General features: G+C 38.5%; 20 protein-coding genes and 1 pseudogene. 7 read left to right on the top strand and 14 right to left on the bottom strand.

Translation table 11 applies throughout. The annotated features are described in order from the left end of the window. Positions 1 to 357 precede the first annotated feature (357 nt). Positions 358 to 3,093: a DNA topoisomerase (ATP-hydrolyzing) subunit A gene (gene gyrA, locus PL8927_RS04470; protein ID WP_083618040.1), complete on the bottom strand. Its 2,736-nt coding sequence runs from the start codon at positions 3,091 to 3,093 to the stop codon at positions 358 to 360. Positions 3,094 to 3,273: 180 nt separating this feature from the next. On the opposite strand from gyrA, the gene PL8927_RS04475 reads away from it, so the two are divergent. The 3 genes from PL8927_RS04475 to PL8927_RS04485 all read left to right on the top strand — a co-directional run bounded on the left by PL8927_RS04475 (position 3,274) and on the right by PL8927_RS04485 (position 5,698). Beyond that, positions 3,274 to 4,194 carry a histone deacetylase family protein gene (locus tag PL8927_RS04475; RefSeq protein ID WP_083618042.1) on the top strand — a complete coding sequence of 307 codons (921 nt, stop codon included), beginning with the start codon at positions 3,274 to 3,276 and terminating at the stop codon, positions 4,192 to 4,194. Between the two features lie 412 nt (positions 4,195 to 4,606). Continuing rightward, entirely contained in the window at positions 4,607 to 4,801 is a 195-nt protein-coding gene (locus PL8927_RS04480; protein ID WP_407947368.1) for a hypothetical protein, read from the top strand. 189 nt (positions 4,802 to 4,990) lie between these two features. After that, positions 4,991 to 5,698: a sirohydrochlorin chelatase gene (locus tag PL8927_RS04485; RefSeq protein ID WP_083618045.1), complete on the top strand. Its 708-nt coding sequence runs from the start codon at positions 4,991 to 4,993 to the stop codon at positions 5,696 to 5,698. Positions 5,699 to 5,808: 110 nt separating this feature from the next. Here PL8927_RS04485 and PL8927_RS04490 read toward each other — a convergent pair whose 3' ends face one another. Further along, a complete protein-coding gene (locus PL8927_RS04490; RefSeq protein ID WP_231505909.1) occupies positions 5,809 to 6,009 on the bottom strand; it encodes a WD40 repeat domain-containing protein in 201 nt (66 codons plus the stop codon). Between the two features lie 260 nt (positions 6,010 to 6,269). Further along, positions 6,270 to 8,654, bottom strand: coding sequence for an ATP-binding protein (locus tag PL8927_RS04495; protein WP_083618051.1), 2,385 nt, complete (start codon positions 8,652 to 8,654; stop codon positions 6,270 to 6,272). A gap of 349 nt (positions 8,655 to 9,003) precedes the next feature. On the opposite strand from PL8927_RS04495, the gene PL8927_RS04500 reads away from it, so the two are divergent. From PL8927_RS04500 to PL8927_RS04510, 3 genes are all read left to right on the top strand, one after another. Further along, entirely contained in the window at positions 9,004 to 10,533 is a 1,530-nt protein-coding gene (locus PL8927_RS04500; RefSeq protein WP_083618053.1) for an efflux RND transporter periplasmic adaptor subunit, read from the top strand. Between the two features lie 85 nt (positions 10,534 to 10,618). Beyond that, a complete protein-coding gene (locus tag PL8927_RS04505) occupies positions 10,619 to 12,295 on the top strand; it encodes an ABC transporter substrate-binding protein (RefSeq protein ID WP_083618055.1) in 1,677 nt (558 codons plus the stop codon). Positions 12,296 to 12,297: 2 nt separating this feature from the next. Then, positions 12,298 to 12,726, top strand: coding sequence for an META domain-containing protein (locus PL8927_RS04510; RefSeq protein WP_083618057.1), 429 nt, complete (start codon positions 12,298 to 12,300; stop codon positions 12,724 to 12,726). Between the two features lie 91 nt (positions 12,727 to 12,817). Here PL8927_RS04510 and PL8927_RS04515 read toward each other — a convergent pair whose 3' ends face one another. The 5 genes from PL8927_RS04515 to PL8927_RS04535 all read right to left on the bottom strand — a co-directional run bounded on the left by PL8927_RS04515 (position 12,818) and on the right by PL8927_RS04535 (position 17,967). Continuing rightward, entirely contained in the window at positions 12,818 to 13,285 is a 468-nt protein-coding gene (locus PL8927_RS04515; protein WP_083618060.1) for a hypothetical protein, read from the bottom strand. A gap of 478 nt (positions 13,286 to 13,763) precedes the next feature. Beyond that, positions 13,764 to 14,645, bottom strand: a complete 882-nt coding sequence (locus tag PL8927_RS04520; protein ID WP_083618062.1) for a hypothetical protein — start codon at positions 14,643 to 14,645, stop codon at positions 13,764 to 13,766. Between the two features lie 5 nt (positions 14,646 to 14,650). Next, positions 14,651 to 16,147 (bottom strand): AAA family ATPase, encoded by a 1,497-nt coding sequence (locus PL8927_RS04525; protein WP_083618065.1) that lies wholly within the window; start codon positions 16,145 to 16,147, stop codon positions 14,651 to 14,653. A 222-nt stretch (positions 16,148 to 16,369) separates the two neighbouring features. Beyond that, on the bottom strand, positions 16,370 to 17,419 hold the full coding sequence (locus tag PL8927_RS04530; RefSeq protein WP_083618212.1) for a fatty acid desaturase: 1,050 nt from the start codon (positions 17,417 to 17,419) through the stop codon (positions 16,370 to 16,372). 293 nt (positions 17,420 to 17,712) lie between these two features. Further along, entirely contained in the window at positions 17,713 to 17,967 is a 255-nt protein-coding gene (locus tag PL8927_RS04535) for a hypothetical protein (RefSeq protein ID WP_083618067.1), read from the bottom strand. A gap of 264 nt (positions 17,968 to 18,231) precedes the next feature. Between PL8927_RS04535 and thrC the strand changes: the two genes are divergently transcribed. Next, the gene (thrC, locus tag PL8927_RS04540) at positions 18,232 to 19,323 is read left to right on the top strand and encodes a threonine synthase (RefSeq protein ID WP_083618072.1); all 1,092 of its coding nucleotides are present in this window, start codon (positions 18,232 to 18,234) and stop codon (positions 19,321 to 19,323) included. Positions 19,324 to 19,412: 89 nt separating this feature from the next. Here thrC and PL8927_RS04545 read toward each other — a convergent pair whose 3' ends face one another. The 6 genes and pseudogenes from PL8927_RS04545 to PL8927_RS04570 all read right to left on the bottom strand — a co-directional run bounded on the left by PL8927_RS04545 (position 19,413) and on the right by PL8927_RS04570 (position 26,007). Then, the gene (locus PL8927_RS04545) at positions 19,413 to 19,862 is read right to left on the bottom strand and encodes a type II toxin-antitoxin system VapC family toxin (protein WP_083618075.1); all 450 of its coding nucleotides are present in this window, start codon (positions 19,860 to 19,862) and stop codon (positions 19,413 to 19,415) included. Further along, positions 19,846 to 20,052: a hypothetical protein gene (locus PL8927_RS04550; RefSeq protein ID WP_083618077.1), complete on the bottom strand. Its 207-nt coding sequence runs from the start codon at positions 20,050 to 20,052 to the stop codon at positions 19,846 to 19,848. Before PL8927_RS04550 ends, PL8927_RS04545 begins: the two co-directional genes overlap by 17 nt. Positions 20,053 to 20,087: 35 nt before the next feature. Then, positions 20,088 to 20,204, bottom strand: a pseudogene (locus tag PL8927_RS04555) (carbohydrate porin); the annotation flags it as partial. A gap of 58 nt (positions 20,205 to 20,262) precedes the next feature. Continuing rightward, a complete protein-coding gene (locus PL8927_RS04560) occupies positions 20,263 to 20,850 on the bottom strand; it encodes a hypothetical protein (RefSeq protein WP_083618079.1) in 588 nt (195 codons plus the stop codon). Positions 20,851 to 20,921: 71 nt separating this feature from the next. Beyond that, positions 20,922 to 24,746, bottom strand: coding sequence for a PAS domain S-box protein (locus tag PL8927_RS04565; protein ID WP_083618080.1), 3,825 nt, complete (start codon positions 24,744 to 24,746; stop codon positions 20,922 to 20,924). Positions 24,747 to 25,062: 316 nt separating this feature from the next. Further along, positions 25,063 to 26,007, bottom strand: a complete 945-nt coding sequence (locus PL8927_RS04570) for a glycosyltransferase family A protein (RefSeq protein WP_083618082.1) — start codon at positions 26,005 to 26,007, stop codon at positions 25,063 to 25,065. Positions 26,008 to 26,114: the final 107 nt, after the last annotated feature.

Here is a 26,114-nt window from a genome sequence, read left to right on the forward strand (position 1 = left end):
TCAACTTAACGCCAAAAGCCTTGAAATCAATTTCAGGCTCAAAGCTAAAACCCGTTAAAACGGGTTAAGAAAGAGAAATTTTGAGTCATCTTTAGATGCCGATCGCTCTTAGCCCGAACTTTAGTTCAGGGCTAACGTGAGTTAAGTTGACACCAATGGGCGCGCCTCGCCCCTACAAAGACATCGGGGTATTTTTTAGGATTAATAATCTTCATTATTATGAGTGTACAATCCCTTTAGACTCGCTATAAAATCAGTTAATAAATACTAAGAATATCCCCCTAAATCCCCCTAAAAAAGGGGGACTTTAAAACAGCTATGGGGGATAATTCTGGGTTAAATAAAAATTAACCCGATTTATTCTTCCTCTCCAGATTCTTCAGAAGTTGATAGACTTTCAACATCTTCTTCCCCAGAAGCGGGAACAATTGCAACCGCAGCAATAGAATCCTCTTCATATAAGCGCTGAACCCGAACCCCTGTGGCACTTCGAGACTGAAGGGGAATGGCATTCACCACTTGACGAATAATAATTCCTCGACTGCTAATTAACATTAACTCCTGAGTTTCATCAACAACTTTTAGCGCCACAACTTCATCTTTTTTGGCATGGGGTTTGAATTTGGTGGCAATAATGCCTTTCCCTGCCCGATTTTGGAGACGGAATTGAGTCACTGGAACCCGTTTTCCATAACCACTGGCTGTGATGACTAAAACCGATAATCCTTGAGAAGTTTCCTGCGGTATTACTTCGGTTTCTATTTCATTTTCCTCGGTGGTTTCTGCTATTTCTGCTATTTCTGCTGTTTCAGATATTTCAGATATTTCAGATATTTCTGCTGTTGTGAGAGTTAATTCTTCCTCGGTAGTTTCTGCTGTTTCTGCCGATATTAGCATTAATTCTTCATCGGTTTCAGGTTCTTCACCCTCCGCTTCAACAAAATTAGAAATAATCGCACTGGGCAAAATATCCATACTGATTAAGGTATCATCCCCTTTCAATTTCATGGATTTAACGCCTCGTGTTGCCCGTCCTAACGGCCGCAATTGTTTATTATTAGCTTTAAAATGAATTGCCATGCCGTGACGGGAACCAATAATAATTCCATCCTCAACTTTTGCCCGTCTCACCCATCGCAACTCATCCCCTTCTTCTAAGGAAATCGCAATTAAACCGTTGGTGCGAATATTACTAAAGGCAGATAATTGAGTTTTTTTAATAAATCCACCTTTTGTCAACATTACCAAATATTCATCATCGCTAAATTCGCTGACGTGAACAATAGAAGTAATCCGTTCTTCCTTGGGAATGGGTAACATTTGGATAATCGGAACCCCTCGCGCTGTGCGGGATGAAACGGGGATTTGATAGGCTCTGATACTATAAACAACACCGCGTTCACTAAAGAATAATACGGTGTCATGATCGCAACAGGTGATAAAGTGTTGAACTTCATCATCCTCTTTCATTTTTGTGCCTTGTTTGCCTTTGGTTGCCCGACTTTGGGCGGCAAAAGTATTAACAGGCATTCGCTTCATATAACCTTGTTCTGTTAATAGAATTAAGGCTTTTTCATTGGCAATTAAATCAGTATCATCTAACTCTCCTTCTGCGTGTTCAATTACAGTACGCCGAGGGGTGTTGAACTTTTGTTTAAGTTCTAGGGCTTCAGATTCAACGATTTCTAAAATTCGTTCTCTGCGGGCTAAAATATCCTCTAAATCCGCAATTTTGACTTGCAGTTCTTGGTGTTCCTGGTCAATTTTTTGAGATTCTAAAGCGGTTAAACGCCGTAATTGCATTTGTAAAATCGCATCGGCTTGTTGTTCAGATAACCCATAATTAGCCATTAATTCTTGTTTGGCTATGGGAATATCTGCCGCATGACGAATTAAGGCAATAATGGCATCTAAATTGTCTAAGGCAATTAATAACCCCAGTAAAAGATGATCCCGTTCTTGCGCTTTTCTAAGTTCATATTCCGTGCGTTTACGGATGGTTTGTTCCCGAAAATGCAGGAACACTTCTAAGAAGCGTTTCAGGGTGAGAATTTCGGGACGGCCATTCACTAAAGCCAACATATTCGCCCCAAAATTTGTTTGTAGGGGCGTTTGTTTGTAGAGGTTATTAAGAATAACACGGGGATAAGCATCCCGTTTAAGTTCAATTACGATCCGCATTCCATCCCGATCGCTTTCATCGCGGATATCGGAAATTCCCTCTAATTTCTTATCATTAACCATTTCCGCAATGCGTTCAATCATCGCGGCTTTATTGGTTTGATAAGGCAGTTGGGTGACAATAATCGCTTCTCGATCGGGTCTGCCTTTATGTTCGATGGTTTCAATGGTAGCAATCCCACGCATGGTAATTGAACCTCGACCATCATTATAGGCTTCTTTAATTCCCGATGTGCCTAAAATTTGTGCCCCGGTGGGAAAATCCGGCCCTGGAATATGCCGCATTAATTCGGCAATTGTAATCTCAGGATTATGAATTAATGCTAATAAACCATCGACTAATTCCCCTAAATTGTGAGGGGGAATATTCGTTGCCATCCCAACAGCAATTCCTGACGATCCATTTAATAGTAATTGCGGAATTCGTGCAGGTAAAACTAAGGGTTCCTGTTGAGAACCATCGAAGTTATCACCAAAAGCAACGGTTTCTGCGTCAATATCTCGCAGCAGGGAATCACTGGTTAAGGCTTGTAGACGACATTCGGTATACCGCATAGCCGCAGGGGGATCGTTATCGACTGACCCAAAGTTCCCATGACCGTTAATTAACGGCGATCGCATGGAAAAATCCTGTGCCATCCGTACTAAGGCGTCATAAACGGCGACATCCCCATGAGGGTGATATTTACCGAGTACCTCCCCCACCACACGGGCGCATTTACGGAAGGGTCGATCGGGTGTTAAGCCCAGTTCGTTCATCGCGTATAAAATCCGACGATGAACGGGTTTCAAACCATCCCGCGCATCTGGCAGCGCTCGCCCTACAATCACGCTCATGGCGTATTCTAGGTAGGATTGCTGCATTTCATTTCTCAGATCCGTCGGGATAATTCTCGACTCAGAGGTACTCATACCTTCAAAAACTCCATTACAATTTAAAATTAGTCACATTTAACCGAAAATATTAGTAGAACTAAAATCATCTTCGGTAGAGGCTCTAAAATCAGCGACTAATGCTTAAAATTGTACCATAATTTGCCTTCTTCTTGGGGGTGAAATCTGGGATTCAAAAATTGACAAAAAACCTGAAAAATGCTAACAGTTATTTATTCTGACGAATTCCTCAACCATAAGACCGGATTATTCCATCCAGAACGGCCAGAACGGTTAACAGCAATTGTAAACGCCCTGAAATCGGTATCTTGGGCCGAACAGTTAAATTGGGAAGTTCCAACTCCAGTGGTCGATCGCCTGCAACCGTTGATCACGTTATTAGAAACGGTGCATACTTCCTCCCATATTCACCAGGTCAAAAAGATCGCGGATCAGGGGGGAGGTTACTTAGATGGAGATACCCCGATTTCGGCTGAAAGTTATGATGTGGCACTATTGGCGGTGAGCGCCTGGTTGGATGGGGTGGATCGGGTGTTGACAACGAGACGTCCGGCTTTTGTGTTAGCGCGTCCACCCGGACATCACGCAGAAGCCGATCGCGGTATGGGATTTTGTTTATTTTCTAATGCGGCGATCGCAGCCTACTATGCTCTGCAACAACCGGAAATTCAAAAAGTCGCTATTTTAGATTGGGATGTGCATCACGGAAATGGAACTCAAGCGTTAGTAGAAGATCATCCTCAAATCGCTTACTGTTCGTTACATCAATCCCCCTGTTATCCGGGAACTGGATATGCCGAAGAACGCGGCTCTTACAACAATGTTTTGAATATTCCGATGTCACCAGGTAGCACAATTGAGTTATACAAACCTGCTTTTGATCGGGGGATTATGCCTTTTTTACAGCAGTTTCAGCCAGATTTGCTGATTGTGAGTGCGGGATATGATGCTAACCAAGATGATCCCTTAGCCAGTATTTCCCTACAACCCGAAGACTTCGGACTGTTTACCGAATATTGTCTACAACTCACTTCTAAAATTGTTTTTGGACTCGAAGGAGGCTATGATTTGCCGAGTTTATCTCAATCGGTTGTAGCGACATTAGAAAAGTGTTTGTAGGTTGACGGTTGACGGCATCAGTGTCAACAATCGCGCTAAAAGCCTTGAAATAAATTATTGCTACGCAACGCTGCGCGAACAGGCGTAGTAGTAGGGGCGGGTTCAGTGGGGTTACGGTTAATCAGAAAAGATCTTGTAGAACCCGCCCCTACAAACCCGTTAAAACGGGTTAATGAACAATAATCTTAGTCATCTTTAGATGACTTCAGCTTTTAGCCCGAACTTTAGTTCAGGGCTTCGGAGGCTTAAGTTGACTCAAATTGACTCAAATCACAAAAGTTAGCCAGATTAATCACAACTTAACATCGCTTTGAATCACTTAACATTCTGCACAGAAAGTTCATGATTAATCTAGGCAAACCTACGAACTTAAATCAGGGTCTGAGCCAGGCATCCCAAGGAGAGGTGATTTATGATGGCATACCGTCCAATACCGCTTGAAGAACTTTTCGGTCAAATTATGTTTTCTAGTGTGGTGACTCGCAGTGACCGTCAACACTTGAGATCTGCTATTTTGGCGGATCGTCTGACTGAAGATGAAAAAGCAATTATTAACCGATTATTGTACAATGTTCGCCGAGGGTGGGTGAAATTAGTCGATATCTAAATGATAGTTTTAGAAGCACAAAATTATCAGCCACCTTTATTTTTTAAATCCATTTATCAGGCATTTTAGAAATTAATTTGAGGCGGTATGATGATGCTATCCTTTGTTTTTCATTTCTCTGGGACTGAATCGCTGAATTTTCGATACAATATCAGTCGTTAACTGCGCGTTCAGGATTAAGCCAAACCCTTGCTATCTACCTCTTTGCTTGTGGCTCACGGTAGCCGTGATCCTCGTCCCCAACAGGCTTTAAATTTATTGGTAAAACGCCTAGGAGAACGTTCAGGTTGTCCTCCCGTTGGAACTGCTACATTAGAATTAGCGTCCCTTCCTCTCCATCAACAGATTCAAGAGTTTGCCAACTTAAGTTTATCTTGGGGATATTCTCAAGTTCAAATTTTACCGTTATTTCTCTCGTCAGGTGTTCATGTTAATACTGATTTACCCGAAGAAATTGCGATCGCCCAAGAACAACTCGGAGCAGAAATTCAACTCCATTTATTACCTTATTTCGGTTCTCAAATCAACCGTTTAGCTTCTTGGATCACAACAAAAATGGCAAGGGTTGAGATCGAATATTGGATTTTAATCGCTCATGGAAGTCGCCATCCTGGGGGAAATCAACCCATTGAACAGTTAGCAACTCAAATCAAGGCAATTCCCGCCTATTGGTCGGTTTCTTTAAACTTAGAAACTCAAATTCAAGCGTTAATTGCATCAGGAGTTCACCGAATTGGAATTATCCCTTATTTTATGTTTTCCGGTGGAATAACAGATGCGATTATTCAATCCCTGAAACAGTTTTCTCAAGAATTCCCTACCGTTGAATTTGAGTTAATTTCACCTTTAGAAATTGATGAAAATTTAGTAAATTTAATTGAGGAATTATTGAGATAAAAGCCCTGAACTAAAGTTCGGGCTAAAAGCTAACGTTATCTAAAGATAACTCAAGACTTGATTTTCTTAACCCGTTTTAACGGGTTTTCGCTCTCAGCCTGAAATTTATTTCAAGGCTTAGAATTCTGCTTCACTCTCACCCCATCACACAAACATCTGTCTTCTTCACTCACACTCGAACTATTCTTAAGATAATCCTTCATCCACTCACAACCCCAAGCTATTAATTGATCTAAATCAAAATGCCACAGCTTAATGGTGTTGTCATCACTGCCAGAAGCCAGGGTTTGGCCGTCGGGACTCCAACTCACACTATAGACCGAACCTTCATGTGAACTCGCAAGGAGGATTTTCCCATTTGCCGACAGTTAAGAACATAGCAAAATTCTCCCTGTTTTAAAGCCTCGTAAAATTCATCATCAGCCGATCTTTTAATATAGTTAGGGGCATCAAGGGGAAGACTCCCCCCAACTTGATAATATTCCAAGCGATCGCTAAAATCAAGAGGTTAAATATTATTAGACAATAGAATAACATTATTTCTTCCTTTTAACACAAAATTCTCAGCCCGTTAGTCAGTTATGGGTTGTTGTTTAGGAATTTGGATGACAAATTCTGTCCCTAACCCCACTTCTGAAATACAGGATAATTGACCTCCATGTTTTTCAACAATAATTTTATAACTGGTCGAGAGTCCTAAACCTGTGCCTAAACCGACATCTTTTGTGGTAAAAAACGGGTCAAAAATTTTAGCTAAAACTTCAGCTTTCATTCCAATTCCGTTATCTGCAATCCGAATTTGTACTTGCTGACCATCTGTTAATAAAGTCGTGATCCAAATCATCCCCGAATCGGCTACAATATCCTCTAATGAGCGCCCTTTATTGCGGTGTTCAATCGCATCAATTGCATTGGTTAATAAATTCATCAAAACTTGATTCAGTTCCCCAGCATAACATTCAATCCGAGGTAAGTTTCCATATTGTTTAATCACTTGAATTGCTGGATGACGGGGTTGTTCTTTCAAGCGACTTTCTAACAACATTAACGTACTATCTAAGGTTTCATGTAAATCAATATCTTTCAGTTCAGATTCATCTAAACGGGAGAAAATTCTTAAGGATTTAACAATATCTCGAATTCGCTCTGCTCCGGTTTTCATAGAGTTGAATAACCGAGGGAGATCTTCAGCAATAAAATCCAGTTCAAATTCTGCTAATATTTCTTCTAGGTTAGGGTCGGGATGGGGATAATATTTTTGATAGACTTCAATTACAGAAAATAAATCATCCAGATATTCTTGAGCATAAGTCAAATTTCCAAAAATAAAGCTCACCGGGTTATTAATTTCGTGAGCAATTCCGGCAACCATTTGCCCTAAACTAGACATTTTTTCGGATTGAACTAATTGAATTTGAGCCTGTTGCAATTGGGTCAGGGTTTGTTCTAATTCTTTAGTTTTTGCAGTAGCAATTCGAGCAGATTCTTGAGATTCTGTATAGAGTTTTGCTTGATTAATTGCAATTTCTAACTGATTAATAACAGACTGTAAAAGCTCCACTTCTTGGGGTTTCCAAGGACGGGGTTCTTGACAATTAGCTAAGACTAAAGCTCCAATATCCCCCGATTGAATTTGTAGGGGAAAAATTAAAACAGATTCTAATTCTAAAACCATTAAAAAATTCCGAATAGCAGGAATTTTACAAGCGATAACTTGATCAATTTGAATGATATTTCCCTGTAAAACAATTTCACTAATCGGGTGCAAAGCGTCCCCAGGATATAATTCAGAAATACTGACTAAATTTGAGGCTTTGGATTCTTTAAGGATTTCCCATTCGGGAGGGTTTAATTCGGAATGATATCCGGCAAAATAACAGCGATCAATTCCTAACAGTTGACGAATTTCTTCTACTGTTGTCTCTAAAATTTTATTCCAATCTAGGGAATTTCTAATCAAATTTGCAATACAATTTAGAATGCTTTCTCGTTCTGCTAATTCTCGCAATTGCGTTTCTGAACGTTGCCATGCTTCTTCTGCTTGTTTGCGATCGCTAATATCTAAGAGTAAACCATCCCAAACAATTGATCCATCCGCTTGTTTCCCTAAACTTCCTCCGGCTTGAATCCATTTTATTTTACCCGAAGGAGTAATTAAACGGTATTGATGTTGCCAAGGTTTTCCCGTATCTACTGCTTCAGCCATTGAATCTACAAAGGCATTGAGATCATCGGGATGAATTAATTTCCAGAGAAAATCAGCATTTTTTAAAATAACTTCGGGTCTAATTTCTGTTAACTCTAAACATTTGGGGCTTAAATAAGTAAAACATCCTTGTCCCTGATGATTATATTGATGATATTGATAGGTAACGCCTGGTACATTTTCTGCTAATCGTTTGAAGCGAGTTTGTGACTCTTGTAATGCCAGTTCAGTTTTTTGACGTTTGATCGAATCATCTGAGGTTTCTAACCAGCTTAAAACTTGCTCAATTTCATCCATTTTTAGAGGTTCAATTTCACAAGTTGGATGATAATGACAGCAATCATAATGGGGGGAAGGAGGCATTATTTCTATAATTAATCCATCCCAAATAATATCGCCATTATTTTGAGGAACAGGTTGGGCGATCGCCGATAAGTATTTTATTTTTCCCGATGGTGTTTGATATTGCCATTGTCGTTGCCAAGGACTTAAATTCTGAGCCGAGGTCAAAAGAGATTGAATAAATTCCTGTTGCTCCCGATCATCAATCCATCCCCACATTAAAGCAGAATTGTACTGAATTTCATCGGGTTCTCGCTCATAAATTTGTCGGCAACTAGGACTCAGATATAAATACTCATTACAACCATCAGGATGCAGCAGCGATTGATAAATGACTCCGGGTAAATGACTAACAATCTGTTGCAGATCAGTTGGCTTCTGTTCAACCTGTCGAATTATACTGGTCATTGTTAAGGTGTGTCTGAAAACCTAAAGAAATTATATCGTTTTTTGAGGTTGTCTGGCTATTCAATGTTATATTTATTAATTGGACTTTTTTCCAGAACCGATTATAGTTCGGATTTAAAACTGGGCTTTTCCTGCAAAATCTAGTCAATCGTGGAAATCAGTTTTTCCTCGCAAAAAGGTTGGGTCAAAGATTCCGTCACCCCAGATAATTGCCGCTTCCCCCAATCCTCAATCTAATTGCGGGCTGTTAATATTATGATAGGTAAGTGATTAAAATAGGGTAATCCGCGTAAAATTCGACAGAATAGAAATAGCCTGATTTTGAGTTATAGGAGGACGTTAAAAATCCGTGTCAAGCCTAGATTATCAAGCAAAAATAGCTTATAACCGGGGAATTAAATGGCTAATTGCTGTCACCCTATTCACCGGAGTTAGTGTCGGAGCCGTTAGTTTTTACTATAAGTTAAAAAACCCGACTTCTGAGCCTGTAACCGCCGGATTACAGAAAGTGGAATTAGGAACTATTGAGAATAAAATTAATGAAGGAGGAACGGTTGAATTAGGGGGACAACGCACGATTAAATCCCCAGAAGATGGTGCAGTTGATCAGATATTAGTTAAGGTGGGCGATCGCATTGTTTTGGGTCAATCTTTAATGACTTTAAGATTTGCCGAACGAGAAACTCTATTAGCCAAAAAACAGTTAGAAATTCAAAAGCAAGAACTTATTGTTGAACGAAATCGTCAAAAAGTAGAAGAAGCAAAAATTAAATTAAAAAACGCTAAACTTAATTATCAAGCAGATTTAAAACAGTATGAACAGGAAGTTCAATCGAAGGAAATCACTCAAGCTATCAAAATTCAACAATCCCAAGCTTTAGTAGAACGTCAACAACAAAAAGTTATTGAAGCTCAAGAAGATTTAGCTGCATTTGAAGCGGAATTAAATAAATTAAATATTCTCTTAGATCGGGGATTTGTTGCCGAACAAGAAGTAGACAGAAAAAAAACAGAAATCCGCACAAAAAAAATAGCTGTACGAGATGCAGAATTAGAATTAAAGAACGCGATTTTCGTATTAAATACCGATAAAAATGTTTTTTTAGAGGTTAATGAAATCAGTAATGGGACATTAGACGCTGAAATTGATCTCCAACAATCTCAGTCTGAACTGCAACAAAACTTGAGTGATCTCAATAAAATGAAAATTGAATATAAAGAACAAACCTTACAATTACAGAATAATCTAGTGACTTCTCCCCTCGATGGCGTGGTGCTCAATATTAATGTTAAACCGGGGGATGGAGTAAACCGTAGTAATGATTTAATTACCTTGGGAGATCCAAGTCAAGAACTGGTTCAACTCAAGTTATCGACCCTTAACGCCAGCCAAGTTAAACCCAATCAATCTGCACGAATTATTATTATCGGCCCTAATTCTAAACCCTTTCAAGGACGAGTTAAACAGGTGAATTTACAAGCCACAACTGGAAGTAATACAAATAATCAATCCAGCAGTTCCTCTGAACAAGCAACAGTTCCTGCTACCGTACAATTAGAGCAACCTACCGGAACATTAATTCCAGGGAGTCCCGTGAGTGTAGAAATTATTTTAGAGCAACAAAAAAATGTAGTTGTGCTGAATACTGAACTGATTCAATCCGAAAAAGATTCCGAATTTGTCTGGAAATTAGACTCCGATAATCAAGCACAAAAACAACCTGTTACTGTGGGATTAAAAGGGTTAACTCAAGTTGAAATTAAATCAGGTTTAAAAGTCGGTGATACCGTTATTATACCTCCTCCCGATACCCCCCTTGAACCGGGAACCCCTATTATTGAACAAGGAGAGGATAGCAATTCTGATTCGCAAACTTGATCAAAATAGTTCAACTTTCTCAGGAAAAGTTAGCCCGGAAATGCTATGATTAAAGGTTTAGATTAATCCTGAATATTGAGATCCGATGGTTAAGCAACCCCAAAATTTGTGGAATCGATTCCAAAACCTGCATCCTTCTTCCCGAAAATTGCTGATGCAATGGATCAGTTTATTTTGCTTCTGTTGTCTAATTCTGATTAGTTGTACTCCCCATCAACCGAGTAATCAATCTGCTTCATCTTCCTCGAATAATGGACGAATTACCATCGGAACTACCTTAAAACCTCGAACCCTTGATCCGGCAGATGCCTATGAATTAATGTCAGGAAATATCCTGTATAATTTAGGCGATCGCCTCTATGATTATGAACTCGGAACTAATCAACTTGTCCCCAGATTAGCCACCGCTTTACCAACCATTAGCTCCGATGGATTAACCTATACAATTCCTATCCGAGAAGGCGTTACATTTCATGATGGAACTGCCTTTAATGCCGCAGCAATGGAATTTTCTATCCAACGATTTATTCAGAATGCAGGTTCTCCCTCCTCCTTATTAGCAGATGCTGTTGATACGGTTCAAGCCACCGGAGAATATGAATTAACGATTAAACTGAAAAAACCTTTTTCTGCCTTTCCTTCCCTCTTAGCTTTTTCAGGAATTACAGCCGTTTCTCCCCAATTTTATGAAATCGGAGAAGGCAAATTTAAACCCAATGAATTCGTCGGAACTGGGCCATACAAATTACAATCTTTTGGGATTGATGTAATTCGTTTAGATGCTTTTGAAAACTATTGGGGAGAAAAACCTGCTAATACTGGAATTGATATTCAACGGTTTTCCAGTTCTTCTAATTTATTTAATTCCTTTCGTAGTGGCAGCATTGACGTTGCTTATTTATCCTTAAATCCTGATCAAATTTCAAGTTTACAGAAAGGAGCAAAAAAAGGGGATTGGCAAGAAATATCAGCGAATGGAAATACTATTAATTATTTGCTGCTTAATGTTAAATCTGAACCTTTAAATCGGATAGAAGTTAGACAAGCACTCGCGGCATTAATTAATCGTGCTGTGATTAATGAACGGGTGTTACAAAATCAAGGAGAAAAACTGTATAGTTTAATTCCCACAACTTTTACCGATTATCAACCCATCTTTAATTTAAAATATGGTGATGGTAATATTGAAAAAGCCAAACAACTGTTAACACAAGCCGGATATACCCCAGAAAATCCGGCAACTGTTGAACTTTGGTATGCGTCTAATTCTTCTAATAAAGGGTTTTTAGGATTAACCTTAAAAGCCTTAGCCGACCGAGATTTAGGAGGGTTACTGGATTTACAACTTAATAGTGTAGAATCGACAACAGCGTTTAAATATTTAGAGGAGGGGATTTATCCGACTTTTGTTTTAGATTGGTATGCAGATTTTCTGGATGCAGATAATTATATTCAACCGTTTTTAGACTGTAGCAAAGGTTCGGCTGAAACCGGATGTGAAAAAGGAGCGAGTCAATATCAGGGTTCTTTTTATTATAGCGATCGCATGAACAAATTGATTGCTCAAGAACGTCAAGAACAAGACCCGCAAACTCGCAAAGCCATTTTTGAGGAAATTCAAAAACTCCTCGCTGAAGATGTTCCCTATGTTCCCCTTTGGCAAGATAAAACCTTTATTTTTGCTAAAAACGGCCTGGAAAACATCCGTTTACAACTCACTCAACAAATCCCCTTTTGGACAATTAAAAACTCAAATTCCTAACCATGAAAAAACTACTTCTATCCCTGTCCATTGCCAGTCTATCCCTTTTATCAATCATTAATCTAGCTATGGCTTCTGACTCCTTGACCGGAACCGATTGGAAATTAGTCTCCTGGGGTAATGAAAAATCTCCCCAAACCCCGTTAAAAGAAACGGAAATCAGCTTAAATTTTCAAGAGGATCAAATTAGTGGTTCATCCGGTTGTAACCGTTATTTTGCATCCTACACCCTTGAGGATGATCAATTAAAATTTGGTGTCGCCGGGAGAACTCAAATGGCTTGTCCTGAAGACATTATGAAGCAAGAAGATCAATTTCTCTCCGCTTTAGAAAGAAGCCAAACTTTTCAGATTAATTCCGAAGGTCAACTGCAAATTACCTATAAAACCGATCTAAGTTCTGGTATTCTAACCTTTGAAAAAAATCCTTAACTCTTGATTTTAACCCAAGGATTTACAAGATGAACTCAACTCAAAAAATCCTGTAAATCCTGGTTAACCAAGGCTTTAGCATTTGACATCCTTAATTAATGTAAACTCCACCCTGATCATTAATCCTTAAAACTTGATCATCCTGCTCAACATCAAATGCTTCTTGTAAGGTGATCTGCAAAATTCCATTTTCATCAATTATTTCCGGTGTTGCTTGAATGAACCCCCCATCGGGTCGATAAAAGGTGACAGTTGTTGGGGTGGTTAATGACTTTAAACTGACCGATGAAGAACTGAACAATAAGCGATCTGAAGTATCTCCAATCACTTGATAAGTAACGGGTGTATTCATTTCATTGACTAATTGAATCGTCAGTTCTCCATTCATCATGGAGATTTGCCCCTGTTTAAATTGACGCTGAACAGAAGGGGGTGTTGTGGTTGAGAAACCAGATCTGGGTATTGCCGGGGTTGATTGGGCAAATGGTAGCATTAAACTACTGGAAAATAAAAGTAAAGCTGGAACTTTAACGAAGTTAAAACTATGCAAATATCTCATCAATTTACCTCCTTAATAATTATTGATCTTGTTAATGAGCTTGATAACGTTTTTAGAAGTGCTATAGAACAAGTTTCCTCTATTTTAACAATTACTTTTTGATTTAACTGCAATCAGAAGTGTTTGAGGAATAATTCAGGCAATAATCTATCTCTTGATATAGAAATAAATTGCGAATTCATCTAACATAAGTTATAGATATTCACAATTTTTTTTGGTTAAGAGCAATAAAAAAAATTATTAATTTGGATTTACTTCTTTTGATAGAGGTAAACTTCAGCTAACTTCCGTAAAGCTAAATTAGAAGTAAAATGTCGTCTCATATCAAATTTTGATCAGGGCTGAATAACCCGTAGTGAGTCCTTCAGGACTCTATTTACAGGCGTGAACGCCTTACTACTAATAAAAAAAGTAGTGAGTCCTTCAGGACTCTAATAGAGGCGTGAACGCCTCACTACTTTTTAGGATTGAGGGAAAATCACGTATTAGGAATTTCACCAATCTGTTCAAGCTTTTTATAGGTTTCTTTACCAAACCCTTCAATTTTATCTGTACCCTTTTGCATTGAGGATTCCAGATTATCCCAACTTAATTCTCCTTTAGTTTCTTTCCAATAATCAATAGCTTTTAATGCTGCTTTAATTTGAGATCTGCTCATTCTAGCCTTTTTGAGTTCTCTCTTAATTTGTTCAGAATTAGAATTTTTGAGATTGAGTTTATGTACTGGAGACGGTGAAGGCGAAGGAGGAATTGGAGAAATAGTTAGTTTTTCTACTAACTGAGTCAGATTATGAACAATAGCCGTTAAATGATTAACAGTAGTTTCAATCTGTTGTAATCGATGATTAATTTGTGTATTTTCAGAAGATATCGTTTGAGATAACGCTTGAAATTTAGTGTTAATATCTTTCATCAATTTCGGCAGTTGTTGTGTTAATTGTACTTCTAATGGTTGTTCCTCTTGTATGATAATGTCTGGAGTTATAGGTTGAATAGAACCACCGCCAAGCAATTGTTCCAATTCGGTTTTCATCGTAATTGCTTGTTCATCGGTTAAATCAAAAACCCAAACCCAAAGACGCTCAATTTCTAATTCTTCAGCGACGATACACCAATCTGCACCATAAACAATTTCATATTCTTTTTCTTCATCATAAGCTTTAGTTCGGCGCACCACTAAAGACCCTAAATTACTTTGATGTTCCCTCAGTGTTTGTGCTAAAATTTCTCGTCTTTCTGGTAAAATCTCTATCGTTTCTGCATTGGGTATTGCAATTTGAAACGTATGAATTTGACCATGAGTAATAGGTTTAATTCCTAAATAAGATCCAATTTGAACCCGACGATCTGATAAACTCATCGATTTTAACTCCCTTTTTTAGAAATTTTAACTAAGTGTTGAGCTAATTCCAGATAACGTTCACTGGCTTTTTGGGCGGCTTCCTTTTCTGGAAAAGTCAATTGATCATCAAATTCCGAGGAAAAAATTGGATATCCTTTATCGGGACAATTAGAAACAATATTCAGCCGAGGAACCCAAGTATGTTCTGGGAATAACTCAATATTATCTTGTTCTCCCACTTTATCTAATATTTCAAAAATTCGACTTCTCATCGACAGATTAAAACTAGAAGAACGTTGATCATACATACTCACAACAATTCCTAAAATCGGTAAAGGTTCTTCTTTAGATTCTCCGACTTTACGAGCTTTTTCAATCACATATTCTAAGGCTCTGACGGGATAAGGAGATAGTTGTGTGGGGATTAAAATGCCTGAAGAAGCCATCAAAGAAATCCCATTCACTTTACTAAAAGACGGAGGCGGATCAATTAAAACAAAATCATAATGATTATTTTTAAGCTTCTTAGCTAAAACTCTATCACTATCAACAGCACTCACTAAATCCGGTTCCTTATAACTTAATTTAATATGGGACGGAACTAAATGTAACTTCAGATTTCCCCATTGTTTTTCAATCACTGTATCCTCTAGTTTAACTCTCGGATTAAGTAATAAATCGGTAATATCTTTTTTTCCTTGATTTTCAATATCTTCTAAGGGGTCAATTCCTAAACCCATTGTTAAGTTAGCTTGAGCATCTATATCAATCAAAAGCACGTTATAACCTAAGCGATTTAAAGCGGCTCCTAAATTAATCGTCATCGTGGTTTTACCCACTCCACCTTTATTATTAAACACCGTAATGATCATCGATTTATTCTCCTGATTAGAATTAGCAATAAATTTTGATTCTGGCTGCTCCGAATTTTTTTCTGATGATTTAGGAGGTTTGGAATTAGGCTTTTTACTCGGCTTAAATAATCCTAACATAGTTGGATTTTGGAATGAATTGGCAATCGCCTTTAAAAACCGAGCATGAACTTTTTGTTGACTTCTTTGTAACGCTTGACTAAATTTTAATCCTATTTTTTTACCCAATAATTTATGTACAAGTTGAAAGTCTTGAATCAGTTGGGATTGAGAATAGGTTAAAATTGTCTGGATATCCCCACTATAATTATAGAGAATTCTAAACTCATAGCCATTGGTTAATAACCCCAAAATAGCTCCCGACTTTCTCATATAATCATGAATCTGCCAACTCGAATAAAAAATTTTTTTCTGAGGTGCTTTAACTTCAATGATTAAATAGGGGGGATGAGGTGCAACTGCTTCATGAGGATGAACACAAAAATCAACTCTAACTTTACGAATAACGGCTTGTTCCCGCCAGTCCTGAGCGTTATACCCTAAACTTTCCAATAGAGGGATAATAATATTTTGCTCAATATCCGATTCACTACTGGCGGGTGTAATTGATGTAAATCCTTGAGAAAGCGTTGAATTTGTTAATAGCATGAAGTGAACAGAGGCACTTTTATCTGATCATATCTGCTTGATCAACAATTAACATCAGTGTAATTACTGATTTTTTGTCACTTTATTTGACTTAAAAAAAAAGAATAAAATGTAGTGAGTCCTTCAGGACTCTCTATTAAGATTGAGTCCTGAAGGACTCACTACTAAAAAACCCTCGGAAATTTAGTGAGGGTTTGAGGAATAAATTAAAGTTGGATTTAATTAATTCTTGTTGTATTCCTTAAAGGAAAGATAAGCATTTTCCGGGTCATATAAATGGCATTGATCGACAATATGAGTCATTAAAGACCAGGAAAAATCAGACTCAGGATAGAGATATTCACCCCAATTATCTTGTAGACTTTTATAGGCTGTCCGTAAATTGTAGAAGGGAATCGCTATGGAAATATGGTGAGGAATGTGAACGTTAATATCGTGACACAAAAACTCAACCCAAGCGGGATAATTACAGTGAACAGTTCCCGATAATTGAGCTAAAGCTTCATTCCAATCTTGGGGTTCTTGAAATTGAATATCCGGGGTTGTGTGATGAACGAGGGTGAAGGTACTCATCCAGAAATGGTAAACTAACCAAGGCATTAACCAGAATTTGGCAAAGCCCCCAATTCCGATTGTAAAAATCATTGTGGGGAATGCGATCGCAGCACATCCGATCACAAATAGAGAAGAAAATTTGACCTGTTCCCGTCCTTTTCCTTCAAATTTGCGCCAATCAAAGTGAACAATTGCCCAATGTAAAATTGAGGCTAACCACCAGAACCGTCCCCGTGTTAATTTATAAGCTACTTTTACGATTTGAGGGGAGGCTTCATAGTTTTCGATTGTCCAGGGTTCCCAAGCATTATCTTCCGTCAGTTTATTGGTATGTTTATGATGGTGATTATGTCCTAAACGCCAACTGTGGAAAGGATAAATTAAGGGAAGAAACGCGATATGACCGACTAAGTTATTCACCCAACGACGGTCAGCAAAAGAACGATGTCCGCAGTCATGACCAATCACGAAAAATCCTGTTAAGGCTGTCCCGGTAAAAATCCAAGCGAAGGGAAGTAAAAACCAGGGAGAGTAAGCGATCGCAAAATAGCCAGCAACAGCAAGAACAACATTAATAAAAACAGTCAGCCAAGCTTTTTTTTGATCTTTGAGAAAGACTTCACGCGGTAGACTTTTGATAATGTCTTTTAAACGTAAGTTTGATGGAAAATTAGCAGAAGATGCTAAGGTTTGAGGTTGAACAGATGATAATGTCATAGAATCTTTTAAACTTTTAAATTCCTTAGCACTAAAGGCTAGGGTCGTACTAGAGTGGTGGGGTTTTATGTTCCCAATTTTCGATGGGTAGCCTGAGAAATCACCCAATTTTCCATGAAAAACATGACCTGTCTCGAAAAAACAGGCTGTTTCCATTTATCCGTTGCGGCTTGACTCCGATGGTAACTTTTTCTAAACGGAGTTCGACGCCAACTGGGGTGTTTAGCAGTTTTTAGTTTTTGCTAAACCCAGCTAGTGATGATGGGGATAGGGAGTTGAACTCAGGGAGCAACTTAACAAGTCTGTGGGGGTGATGTTGTTTCTTGGCGCTGTTGCTTGATGGTTTGCAATTCCAGGAGCAAGGTTTCAACTTCAGCGTGCAAATGCAGAAACTTCACTTGCTGATCGGCGCTGTACAGATTTTTCATCGCATCAATCGTTAGAGGCTTAGACATAACAGAACCGGAAGTCCGGCTTGAAGGGGCATCTAAGGTTTGAGTACGAGATGCAGTCGAGGAACGATTGGACATCAGCAGTTGATTTGACATCTAAAAATGTTAGCTCAACAAATCTTAACTATATTTTACCCTGAATGTTTACTCCCATTGAAAAAAACATCAAAATTGATGGGTTTTTTCACGGAATGTCAACGAAAAGGTAAACTAAATAAGGAATACACCCAACGGCTGATCCTGTCAACTGATACAGTTTATAGATTTAAACCGTTAAGTGGATTCTGGGTTATCATGAATCTGTTAATTTGTCAATCCTTAACCGGATTATTTTTCATTTATTAATTAATTACTACCAAGATGACGTTGACTTTGCCTACAACCCAGTCCTCATTAAAGTGCTGGCCCGGTCTGATTGAAGCCTACCGCAACTATTTACCTGTTTCTGAAGCGACCCCCGTTATTACCCTACAAGAAGGCAACACGCCCTTGATTCCGGCCCCAGCTATTGCCGAACGCATTGGCAAACAGGTGCAGGTCTATCTGAAATATGACGGACTCAACCCCACAGGCAGCTTTAAAGACCGAGGCATGACGATGGCGATTTCTAAAGCCAAGGAGGAAGGCAGCAAAGCCGTCATCTGTGCTAGTACCGGAAATACCTCGGCTTCGGCGGCGGCCTATGCCCGTCGAGCCGGAATGAAAGCCTTTGTCTTGATTCCCGATGGTTATGTGGCGTTAGGGAAATTAGCCCAAGCGTTATTATATGGGGCGGAAGTTTTAGCGATTCAGGGCAATTTTGATCGAGCGTTGAATATTGTCCGGGAGATGGCTGAAAATTATCCGATTACTTTAGTTAATTCGGTCAATCCCTATCGTTTAGAAGGTCAAAAAACGGCTGCTTTTGAGGTGGTGGATGCCTTGGGAGATGCCCCCGACTGGTTATGTATTCCGGTGGGAAATGCCGGGAATATTAGCGCCTATTGGATGGGATTTTGTCAATATCATTCTGTTGGTAAATGTTCTCGTTTACCTCAACTGATGGGATTTCAAGCCGCCGGAGCCGCGCCGTTAGTGTTGGGTCATCCGATAGAAAATCCTGAAACTTTAGCAACAGCTATTCGGATTGGAAATCCGGCGAGTTGGGATATTGCGGTTGCGGCGAAAGATGCCAGTAAAGGCAGTTTTAGTGCTGTTACTGATACAGAAATTTTGGATGCTTACCGATTATTAGCTTCTGGGGAAGGGATTTTTTGTGAACCTGCGAGCGCCGCGTCCGTGGCGGGATTATTGAAAGTCAAAGATCAGGTTCCAGAAGGAATTAAAATTGTTTGTGTGTTAACAGGTAATGGCTTAAAAGATCCTGATACCGCTATTACTCATAGCAACAATAAATTCAAAGCCGGAATTGCACCGGAAATGGAAGCGGTTGCCAAAGTTATGGGATTTTAATTTGTTAGTAGAGGCGTTGAATATAGCGTCTCTACTGAGTTATTTACAGTTAAGTTTGATGAACCGATTCAAGAATTTATTGGAACTTTTCAAAGATGACTAGGCTCGATGGCTTGAATTTGGGAACACCAAGAAAAATCTTTAACATTGAAAGTGTAAATCCGGGTGATTTGATGAGATAACATAATCGCAATATGAAGTAAGTCAAAAATTCCTCCATTGGTCACAGGTCGTTCTTCCAATAACCTCATCCAACCTTCAAAAAGATCGAGAGGAGTTGAGAGCAAGCAGACATGAGGCTGTTGACAAATTCGTTGAATGCGGTTAATGGCTTCTGTTGGCTCTAGGGGTTTTGCTAAGATAGCAGGATTCGTAATGTAGGAGTAAAATTCTGCTAAAACTTGTGATGAAACGCAGAGAATTTCTGTTTCACAGGGTCGAAAGATTTCTAATGCAGACCTGTGGTGAGGTGCTTTGGTATTAGCAACATAAGCGAGAACGTTGGTATCAAGATAAATTCGTTTAGATTCTGTTGCCATAAAGTAGACTCCGATTAAACGATTGAAGAATTTCACTTTCAAAAAACAACGCAGTTGGATCAAATTCTGATATTTGATCTTCTGTTAATGGGTTTTGATGTTTATTGATACCCCTAAATGTGTTGATCATTGCATCAATTTGTTCGATTTGTTCGGGAGTCAAGCCAGTCACATCAAGAGTTTTAGTCATTTTAGGTGAGAATTAGGATTTACCGATATTCTAACTTAAAATTTAAAGGTTGTTCTAATCACACCAATAACCGCATCATGATTATTATTATTTTGGGCGGGTGCTGTTAACCAAATTAACCCAGGAGTGATCGCAATATAATCATTTAATCGATATTGATAAGTTGACGATTAACAGTCAACTGACAACCGATAATCGACAACCCAAATCCTATCCCTCCTCAATAGGAGGTAATTGGGGTAAAGGTTGCTGTTGAGCTTCGGGAAGTTGAGGAATACTAGAGGAATATTCTGGCGGATCTGGGGTTAATATTGGTAATATTGTGGGGGTAGATTGAGGTTGATTTTGAGCTTTGGTGAGTAAATCAACCGTATCTCCTAACGCTGTTGTTAAACTATTGCGAGTGTCCAGATGAGCCGCTTTTTCTGCTTCTAAAGCTTCGACAAGTTGATGAATTTGTTCACGACCGCGATCGCGTTCTAACATGACTTCAATTAATTTAGTTTTGATGTCATCTAAGGTTTTTAATTGATCAATTTCTTGACGAACTGCGACCCGCACTTGTAACTCATTCGCAAGCGGAGATAAACGTTGCCATCGTTCTAATTCTCCCCGGAGTTCTCCCATTTGTTCTAAATACCGTTGCGCTTCTTGGCGTCGTTGTTGCGCTTCAGTATTATAGCGTTGTCGCCATTGATCAGAACTTTCAATTGCCGCATTCAGATCCCGTTGGGTTTGCGCCAACTGTTGTTTTAAGCGTTTAATTTCGTCTAGCCACTGCCGAACATCCTGGGTCATAAGAACTGGGGAAAATAAAAAATCGGGCAACTGATCATTTTAAGAGTTTACCGAATTTTGGGTAAATTCTGTTAAATCTGATGCAAATACTGTTCAATATAAGTTTTCAGGGTTTCTAAATTGTGTTCAATGTTTGTTACCAGTTGAGAACAAAGGGAAATATTCTGCTGTTGTGTAGCATTTTCCAGTTGATAAGCTAGTTGAGAAATAATTGTTGCTCCGACATTAGCACTGGAACCCTTGAGACGATGAGCATATTGTTGTAAACTGACAAAATCTTGATCGGCGATCGCTTGTCGAATTTGACTAAAATCTTGATCAGTGCGATCTAAATAAACCCTTAATAGTTTTTGTTGAAAGTCTTTTTTCCCTCCCGAAATAGCTTGCAAGCGTTCAATATTCAAGGGAGTTTGATCAGCCGAAACAGAAGGGATTTTCGCCTTGGTTAATCCAGTCGTTCCCAAAATTTTTGATTTCTGATTTTTGTACTGAATTACCTTTGACCATTTCTCCAAAACCGCTTCTAATTCTTCGGGTTCAACGGGTTTACTGAGATAATCATCCATACCCGCCGCTAGACATTTTTCTCGATCTGTTGGTAAAGCATGGGCTGTCAACGCAATAATAATAGTATGATGATCCTCATTTTCTTGTTGTCTTAATTGCTGAGTTGTGGCATACCCATCTAATAAGGGCATTTGACAATCCATAAAGATGACATCATAGTTTTTCTGAGCCAAAATTTCCAGAGCTTCCTGACCATTATTGGCTAAATCGGCTTCATATCCTAATAAGCTAAGTTGATTCAAAATCACTTGTTGATTAATCGGATGATCTTCGGCTAGAAGAATTTTTAAGGGGGGTTTGGGTTGGGTTTTAATTTCCTGATGCTTGGATGCTGCGGTTTGACGTTGTTGTTGCAGACTGGATGAAATTTGATTCGCCATTGCTGTTAATAACGCATCAAATAAACGAGACGCTCTTACGGGTTTAATTAAATAACTAGCAACTCCTTGTTGTAACATTTGTTCGGCTAGATCCCGTTGATTCATCATGGTCATTAAGACTAATTTAGTTTGGGATAAATTGCGATCGCCACGAATCACCTCAGCCATATTATCGCCATTACTGCGTAATAATTGTTGATCAAAAATTGCAGCATGATAGGGTTCTCCTTGAGTCGTGGCTTGATGTAATAAAGTTAGTGCAGATTCTCCATCCGTGGCTTCATCTAACTGCATTCCCCAAGATTGAGTTAAATAGCAAATAGCTTGGCGAATGGTAGCACTGCTATCAACAACTAATAGTTTTAAGTTCATTAAACTCGGAGGAACTAATCGATTTTTGGAGGCTTCTCCGGTTAAGAATTGAGCCGTAAACCAAAATTTTGATCCTTGACCTAACTGACTGGTAACGCCAATTTCACCTCCCATTAAATTGACCAATTGTTTAGAAATAACTAACCCTAATCCGGTTCCTCCATATTGGCGAGTTGTGGAAGAATCTAATTGTGAAAAACATTGGAAGAGTTGCGCTTGTCCTTCCGGGGAAATCCCAATACCAGTATCGGAAACTTCAAACCGTAACAGGGTCATTTTAGAGGTACTAGAGAGTTGATTCACCCGCACAACAACTTCTCCGGTGGCGGTGAATTTGATCCCATTTCCTAACAAATTTAATAAGACTTGACGTAAACGACCCGGATCGCCGCGTAACTGACGGGGGACTTCAATATCCATAATCATCGCCAGTTCTAACCCTTTTTCTTCGGCTTGAGTTGCGACTAAATCAATAACAGTTTCTAAACAATTTTCTAAATCAAAATCCAAACTTTCTAGTTTCATTTCTCCGGCTTCTAATTTAGAAAAATCGAGAATATCATTAATAATTGCTAATAAATGTTCCGCACTGATGCGAATCCCTTGAACAAAATCCTGTTGTTTAGAGGTTAATTCTGTTTTTAATAATAATCCTGCCATTCCCATCACTCCATTCATAGGCGTGCGGATTTCATGACTCATATTCGCTAAAAATTGAGACTTTATGCGGGCATTTTCTAAGGCGGCTTCCCGTGCTTCTACTAATTCATCAATCCGATCCGCCGCAATCACCACACCGCCAATTTGTTGATTCGGTTCATACCAAGGATGAATCGCCCAGCGAATCATACTCTTTTTGCCATCAGCATCATAAAATACATCTTCAGGACTGGAAATAATCTTCCCTTTTAATACCTGTTTAAACGCATTTTTCCAAGCATCAGGCATTTGAGGAAAAGCTTCTAAACCTTGTTGTTTAATAGAAGGAGACTGTTGATTTAATCCGACTAAACCAAAATCCGACAGCCATTTATCACTATAAGCAATATAACACATTTCTCGGTCAAACATTGCCATAGCAACGGGAGCATGGGTAATAATTTGTCGGAGTTGTTGACGTTCTCTTTCAATAGCATCTTCTACTTGTTTTCGTTCGGTAATATCTCGACCTGTTCCATACATTAATCCACTACTTGCAACCCGAACACAATTCCAAGCAATCCATTTATAGGTATTATCTTTACACCGTAACCGAGTTTCAAAGGAAACAATCAAAGCTTCTTGGGTATTTTCATCACTAATAGTCGCCTCAACAAAACTTAAATCATCGGGATAAACAAGGGATATAAAGGAAGTTTGGTGTAATTCCTGGGGAGTAAAACCGAGAATTTTTTCAACAGAAGGACTGACCCGTTTTAATTGTCGATTCCGATTAGCAATAATTAAGATATCAACGGATAACTCAAAAAAGCGATCGCGTTCTAATTCTAATTCTTTACGAGCCGTTATATCTTCAATTACACTAATTCCATAGCGTTTTTCTTCTCCTTGCCAATAGGGAGATTTATCTAACCATGACCCCAAGGAAACGGTTAAATTAATCCAAACAATGGAGCCATTTTTACGCAGATAGCGTTTAGCAATTGAATAACTGGGAATTTGTTGATTAATTAGTTTTTGAAATAAATATAAATCGGCGTCAATATCATTAGGATGGGTGAGATCGGATAGCCGAGATCTTAAAAGTTCATCACGGGAATAGCCTACAATTTCACAAAATTTTTGATTGACTTTTAACCATCTTCCAGATAGAGAAACATGACCAATTCCGACAGCAGCTTGTTCAAATGTATCTCTAAATAAGCGTTCTTGGGCATGGGTTTGAGCAATTTGTAAGGCTAATTTTTGATCTAATTTCTGCATTAAACATATTGCAAAAATCGACCCCACAATGCCTAGTCCTGTGACGGCAAACATCGAAATCCACGTTAATTGAATTTGCTGGTTTTGAACCAGTCTTCGTTCCTCAAGAAGACGTTCTTCTTCTTGAATAAATTGACTAATCTCTTTGCGGGTAATTTGCATTTGTATCCCCGCTTGCAGGAAAATATTTTGTAATGTTGCTAATTCTTTGGGCCTTAGACTAGAAGTTTGCAGCGTAGATAAGTAATTTTTTAATAGTTTTTGGGATTGATTGATAGCAGATTCAATCCTTTGAGTTTGTTGGGTTTGACGAGGATTATCTACTACTAAATCCTGGAGTTTCTGTAGAGAAATAGGTAAACTTTGATCTACTTTTTGATAAGTGTTTAAATATTTTTTTTGGCGAGTTAACGCATAATCTTTAACACTAATTTCTGTGGTTAAGACTTGAACCAGTAAGTCCTGAGCTTGGTTATGAACAAGATAGGTATGGCGAACTCGATTTCTCGCCTCTTGGGTTTGATACTGGAAGGTGGCAATAATCACCAGACCAATTGTTAAACTTGATATGGGAATTCCGATAATCAAACTAGCGCGATGACGTTGGATAAACCGCAGCCACTGAGGTAAGGAATTAGTAAAATCTGTGTTCATATTTTATAGGAGGGAACAGCTTAACAGGGAACAGGGAACGCCGGAGGAAAGGAGTTTAAAGTTCTCGCGCTGATTCTATGTTACCTCTAATGTTTCAACATGATTGCTACGACCCTTTCGATCAGTCAATCAACCCAGGGATCATGCTATCTACAAAAACACCGCTCTGAAGCGAGAACGGTGCTTAGGGGGTGTTATGGGTGTTATCTAATCAAAACCATAACAGATGAGGACTCGGCTTTGAGTGCAACTGTGTGCTAGTTCTAAAATTGTCACAAGAATCAAATTCTCTGAGATTTTGATTAATCCATTGTTTTTATCTCAATTTTAACCGAGATAAAAGAAACCGAGGAATTTGATCTAATTGAGCAAAAAAAAGATTCCATAAATAAGGATATTGAGGAAACTCTTTAATCAATAAAATATCCGATGTTAAATAAATTCTATAACCCTGCTTTTCCATCACAATATATCGCACTTGTTCCGGTTTTGGCATTGCATGACCAATAATTTTGTCGGGTTCATAGAATTTAGCTTGGATAAATAAACCCAAAGTTCGATCCAGACTCCAACTCGGAATCCAAGTTAATGCACCCATAAGTTTTAAGGTTTGACTGAAATCTGATAAAGATACTTTGACTTTTGAGGTTTTCCAGATCTTATTATTAAAATTTTCAAAATGGATTCCTTGCATATCTTTTCTAACTCTACTCTGATTCAGGGCTAAGAGAAGATCAAGTTTGTTATTTAAAGGAACAATGGGAACAGCTAGCAATTCTTTGTGGTTTCCTTGTTGATAGGGATAGGGGTTTTCGGGAGTTTTGTAAGCAATATCTAGTTCATTAATATTAGGAATACTAGACCAATCTTTCTGAATTTCAGTTACATTCTGATGATTGATACTTTGAACTTTTAATCTTAATACCCAACTTTCGGGAAATCGAGCAAAATAATTAACCGTAAGCTCTAAAATATCAGGACAAATAAAATCATCATCATCCAGAGCAATGACATACTCACTCTTAACGTTAAGTAGTCCCGTCATTCTCTGCAATACTTCTCCCTTAAAAGGACTAATAATGACTTCAATTCTAGGATCAGGAAAGTTGGGAATGGGAGTATTAGGAGGATAAACAAAAATAAATTTAACATTCCCTTTAACCTTTAATAACTGTTCCAACCAATAATCAGAAAATTTGCCCAAGGTTGCTGTAACAATAGATAAAATCGGATCAGTATTGGAAGCATTTGATGAAAACATAAATTTATCTAGCGATTAACTATTGAATAGGTTGTAAAGTTAACTTAAAGTTGTATACTACTATAATATCTTGAAAAAAATTGATCTGCAATAGCCGAAATCCTGTT

The organism is Planktothrix serta PCC 8927, from assembly GCF_900010725.2.
GTDB lineage: Bacteria > Cyanobacteriota > Cyanobacteriia > Cyanobacteriales > Microcoleaceae > Planktothrix > Planktothrix serta.

Coding starts and splice junctions, on each gene's coding strand:
- gyrA (WP_083618040.1), bottom strand. CDS start 3,093: ATGAGTACCTCTGAGTCGAGAATTATCCCGACGGATCTGAGAAATGAA.
- PL8927_RS04475 (WP_083618042.1), top strand. CDS start 3,274: ATGCTAACAGTTATTTATTCTGACGAATTCCTCAACCATAAGACCGGA.
- PL8927_RS04480 (WP_407947368.1), top strand. CDS start 4,607: ATGATGGCATACCGTCCAATACCGCTTGAAGAACTTTTCGGTCAAATT.
- PL8927_RS04495 (WP_083618051.1), bottom strand. CDS start 8,654: ATGACCAGTATAATTCGACAGGTTGAACAGAAGCCAACTGATCTGCAA.
- PL8927_RS04505 (WP_083618055.1), top strand. CDS start 10,619: ATGGTTAAGCAACCCCAAAATTTGTGGAATCGATTCCAAAACCTGCAT.
- PL8927_RS04510 (WP_083618057.1), top strand. CDS start 12,298: ATGAAAAAACTACTTCTATCCCTGTCCATTGCCAGTCTATCCCTTTTA.
- PL8927_RS04515 (WP_083618060.1), bottom strand. CDS start 13,285: ATGAGATATTTGCATAGTTTTAACTTCGTTAAAGTTCCAGCTTTACTT.
- PL8927_RS04520 (WP_083618062.1), bottom strand. CDS start 14,645: ATGAGTTTATCAGATCGTCGGGTTCAAATTGGATCTTATTTAGGAATT.
- PL8927_RS04525 (WP_083618065.1), bottom strand. CDS start 16,147: ATGCTATTAACAAATTCAACGCTTTCTCAAGGATTTACATCAATTACA.
- PL8927_RS04530 (WP_083618212.1), bottom strand. CDS start 17,419: ATGACATTATCATCTGTTCAACCTCAAACCTTAGCATCTTCTGCTAAT.
- PL8927_RS04535 (WP_083618067.1), bottom strand. CDS start 17,967: ATGTCAAATCAACTGCTGATGTCCAATCGTTCCTCGACTGCATCTCGT.
- thrC (WP_083618072.1), top strand. CDS start 18,232: ATGACGTTGACTTTGCCTACAACCCAGTCCTCATTAAAGTGCTGGCCC.
- PL8927_RS04545 (WP_083618075.1), bottom strand. CDS start 19,862: ATGGCAACAGAATCTAAACGAATTTATCTTGATACCAACGTTCTCGCT.
- PL8927_RS04550 (WP_083618077.1), bottom strand. CDS start 20,052: ATGACTAAAACTCTTGATGTGACTGGCTTGACTCCCGAACAAATCGAA.
- PL8927_RS04560 (WP_083618079.1), bottom strand. CDS start 20,850: ATGACCCAGGATGTTCGGCAGTGGCTAGACGAAATTAAACGCTTAAAA.
- PL8927_RS04565 (WP_083618080.1), bottom strand. CDS start 24,746: ATGAACACAGATTTTACTAATTCCTTACCTCAGTGGCTGCGGTTTATC.
- PL8927_RS04570 (WP_083618082.1), bottom strand. CDS start 26,007: ATGTTTTCATCAAATGCTTCCAATACTGATCCGATTTTATCTATTGTT.